Origin of the sequence: Fulvivirga aurantia (assembly GCF_009711475.1) — a bacterium.
Classification (GTDB): domain Bacteria; phylum Bacteroidota; class Bacteroidia; order Cytophagales; family Cyclobacteriaceae; genus Fulvivirga; species Fulvivirga aurantia.
The window spans coordinates 1-3,672 of sequence record NZ_SMMD01000533.1; the positions used below are offsets into that span (position 1 = coordinate 1).

5 protein-coding genes are annotated in these 3,672 nt (G+C 39.2%); all 5 read left to right on the top strand.

Going from position 1 to position 3,672, the window contains the following annotated elements; translation table 11 throughout:
- Nucleotides 1–279 (top strand): aspartate 1-decarboxylase (gene panD, locus E1176_RS04215; RefSeq protein ID WP_155209323.1); only part of this gene is annotated, 279 nt, incomplete at its 5' end.
- Between the two features lie 4 nt (nt 280–283).
- Nucleotides 284–1,342 carry a lysylphosphatidylglycerol synthase transmembrane domain-containing protein gene (locus E1176_RS04220; RefSeq protein WP_155209324.1) on the top strand — a complete coding sequence of 353 codons (1,059 nt, stop codon included), beginning with the start codon at nt 284–286 and terminating at the stop codon, nt 1,340–1,342.
- A 16-nt stretch (nt 1,343–1,358) separates the two neighbouring features.
- Nucleotides 1,359–1,790, top strand: coding sequence for a D-glycero-beta-D-manno-heptose 1-phosphate adenylyltransferase (gene rfaE2 / locus E1176_RS04225; RefSeq protein WP_343030503.1), 432 nt, complete (start codon nt 1,359–1,361; stop codon nt 1,788–1,790).
- A 14-nt stretch (nt 1,791–1,804) separates the two neighbouring features.
- Nucleotides 1,805–2,500: a zinc metallopeptidase gene (locus tag E1176_RS04230; RefSeq protein ID WP_155209326.1), complete on the top strand. Its 696-nt coding sequence runs from the start codon at nt 1,805–1,807 to the stop codon at nt 2,498–2,500.
- 89 nt (nt 2,501–2,589) lie between these two features.
- Nucleotides 2,590–3,672 (top strand): acyl-CoA dehydrogenase family protein (locus E1176_RS04235; protein WP_155209327.1); only part of this gene is annotated, 1,083 nt, incomplete at its 3' end.

Genomic DNA, 3,672 nt, shown 5'->3' on the forward strand with positions numbered 1-3,672 from the left:
GGAAGTATCACCATAGATGAAGATCTTATGGAGGCCTCAAATATAATAGAGGGGGAGAAAGTGCAAATTGTAAATATTAATAATGGAGAGCGCTTAGAAACCTACGTAATTAAAGGAGAGCGAGGATCAGGAAATATTTGCCTCAATGGGCCTGCCGCTAGAAAAGTGCAGGTAGGAGACATTATTATAATTATATCTTACGCTTCTATGGATTTTGAAGAAGCTAAAAAGTATAAGCCTACCGTTATTTTTCCAACTGCAGATAATAAGATAGCTTAAATATATGCGAGCAAAGCTCAAAGCTGGATTGAAATACGCTGTAATGCTAACCGTTACAGCGTTTTTATTGTGGTTATCATTCAACAACATACAAGTAACTGGCGATGAATCTAAGATGGATTTTATCGTTAGGGTATGGAATGAAGCAAACATTCCATTTCTTTTTCTTTCAGCCTTGGCAGCTGTTTTGAGCCATGTAATTAGAGCAGAGCGTTGGAAGCTGCTGTTGTCTCCTCTGGGCCATAAAACCAAATTAAGTCACGGTTTTATGTCAGTAATGGTAGGTTACTTCATCAACCTGGCAATACCTCGTGGAGGAGAAGTGTCAAGATGTTATAATTTATACCGGCTCAATAAAACACCTGTAGATGTATCACTCGGTACTGTGGTGGCAGAGCGGGTGATAGACCTTATTTTTCTCATTGTACTTCTGGGCACCTCGTTTTTGGTTGAAGTCGACAACCTCATGTATTTCTTTCAGTCAGATGAAATACAGAAGCTAAGAGGGGAAGGGCAGGATAGCGGCTTTCCTTATATGCTCATAAGTGGGGTAATCATATTTATTATCGCTGTTTATTTTATTATCAGGTATATCCTGGCGAAAAAACGATTTTTTGCCCTTCGCTTTATTTCTAAAGGGAAAAAGGTATTAGCAGGTATTAAGAATGGGGTAACAGCCGTTTTTAAACTTGAAAAACGCTTCCTTTTTATTGTTTACTCCCTCTTAATCTGGATATGTTATTATCTGATGATGTATTTGGTAATGATGGCCTTTCCGGAAACGGCTGAGTTGGGCTTTCTGGCAGCGCTTACAATATTTGTAATTGGTGGTATTGCCATGGCTGTGCCACTTCCCGGAGGAGCGGGTAGCTTTCATATTTTAGTGCCGCTCGGCCTTGTAATTCTTTATGGGCTTAGTCAGGACAAAGCTGTTGCTTTTACTTTTATATTCCACGGATGGCAAACACTAGTAATTATTATTGTAGGTGCTTTATCATTAGTTTTGAGTCAGACCAAAAATAAATCTAAAAGCATTGACCAGCGAAAAAATAATATCAACTAATCTTCTAAAACAACAAGTGTCCTCTTGGCAAAAAGAGGGTGAAAAAGTGGTTTTCACCAATGGGTGTTTTGATATTTTACACCTAGGGCATATAGACTATTTGGAAAAGGCGAGTCAACTGGGACAAAGACTGGTTGTAGCACTTAATACTGACAACTCTGTAGCTAAACTCAAAGGCCCAGAAAGACCCTTAAATAAAGAATATGCCAGAGGGCGAATGCTTGCTGCCCTGCAATTTGTCGATGCAGTTACGTACTTTTCAGAAGATACTCCGTTTAATCTCATTAAGAGCCTAAAGCCTGACATTTTAGTAAAAGGCAGTGACTATTTGACAGAAAATATTGTTGGTGCAGATATTGTTATAGCAAATGGAGGAAGTGTGGAAACCATAGATTTGGTGGAAGGATATTCAACCACTTCCCTGATTGACAAAATAAAGAACACTTAAATACACTTTGTAATATGATTATTGTAATTATGATCGTGTTTGGAATCATCAGCTTTGCGGTGAGTTCCAGACTTAAAAGTAAATTCAAAAAATATTCTCAAACACCTCTGAAGAGAAATCTTTCAGGTGCTGAGATTGCCAAATTAATGTTGGCAGATAATGGCATTCATGATGTGGAGGTAATTTCTGTACAAGGTAAGCTTACGGACCATTACAATCCATCTAATAAAACAGTTAACCTTAGTGAAGAGGTATATCATGGGCGAAATGCAGCCGCAGCAGCCGTAGCATCTCATGAGTGTGGCCACGCAGTACAGCACGCTAAAGCTTACAGCATGTTGGAGTTTAGATCTGCCATGGTACCGGTGCAAAATGTGAGTGCAAGGATCATAAACTTCATTTTTATGGCTATGCTGATAGGTTCATTTGCTATGTCTCAAATGCAATTTTTCTTATCTACAGGTCTTCTAATAGTTATAGGTTGTTATGCAGTATTTACATTATTCGCTTTTGTAACATTACCTGTAGAGTTTGATGCAAGTAAGCGAGCTCTGGCTTGGGTAAAGCAACGAGACATTGTTGATCCGGGTGAGTACGATATGGCAAAAGATGCACTTAAATGGGCTGCCATGACTTACGTTGTAGCTGCTGTAGCTTCATTAGTTACCTTACTTTACTATGTAAGCCTGTTTTTAGGTAGCCGAGACTAAATCAAATTGACAAAATAATTGTATTTTTGCGGGTCTGAAAGTAAAACTTTCAGGCCCTTTTTTGTTTTATTAAAAAATCACAGATAGATATGAATTTTGAATTGACCGAAGAGCAATTAGCCGTAAGAGATGCAGCAAGAGATTTCGCTCAAAACGAACTGCTTCCTGGTGTAATTGAAAGAGACGAAAAACAAGAATTTCCTAAAGAGCAAATCAAAAAAATGGGTGAGCTCGGCTTTATGGGCATGATGGTAGACCCTAAGTACAACGGAGGTGGTATGGATACTATTTCTTATGTATTAGCTATGGAAGAAATTTCTAAAGTAGATGCATCTTGTTCGGTAGCTATGTCGGTAAACAACTCTTTGGTGTGCTGGGGGTTAGAAACCTATGGTTCTGAAGAACAAAAACAAAAGTATTTAACAAAGCTTGCCAGCGGTGAGCAAATAGGAGCTTTTTGCCTATCAGAGCCAGAAGCAGGATCTGATGCCACAAGTCAGCGAACTACGGCAGAAGACAAAGGAGATTATTACCTGCTAAACGGTACTAAAAACTGGATAACAAACGGAAGCAGTGCAAGTGTATACATTGTAATAGCACAAACTGACCCTGAAAAAAGACACAAAGGAATAAATGCATTGATCGTAGAGCGTGATATGGATGGTTTTGTGGTCGGTAAAAAAGAAAATAAACTAGGGATAAGAGGGTCTGACACCCATAGTTTGATGTTCACAGATGTGAAAGTACCTAAGGCAAATAGAATCGGAGAGGATGGTTTTGGGTTTAATTTTGCCATGTCTACGCTTAATGGTGGTAGAATCGGTATCGCATCACAAGCATTAGGGATTGCGTCTGGAGCCTATGAGTTAGCATTAAACTATTCAAAGGAAAGAAAAGCATTTGGTAAAGAAATCAGTAAGCACCAGGCTATTCAATTTAAGTTGGCAGATATGGCAACAGAAATAGAAGCAGCTCGTTTACTATGCCTAAACGCTGCGGCTCTAAAGGATACGAAGCAAGACTACGTGAAGGCAGCTGCTATGGCAAAAGTATTCGCTTCTAAAGCAGCCATGGATATTACTGTTGAAGCGGTTCAGGTACATGGCGGTTATGGTTTTGTGAAAGAGTACCATGTTGAACGATTGATGAGGGACGCGAAGATTACGCAGATT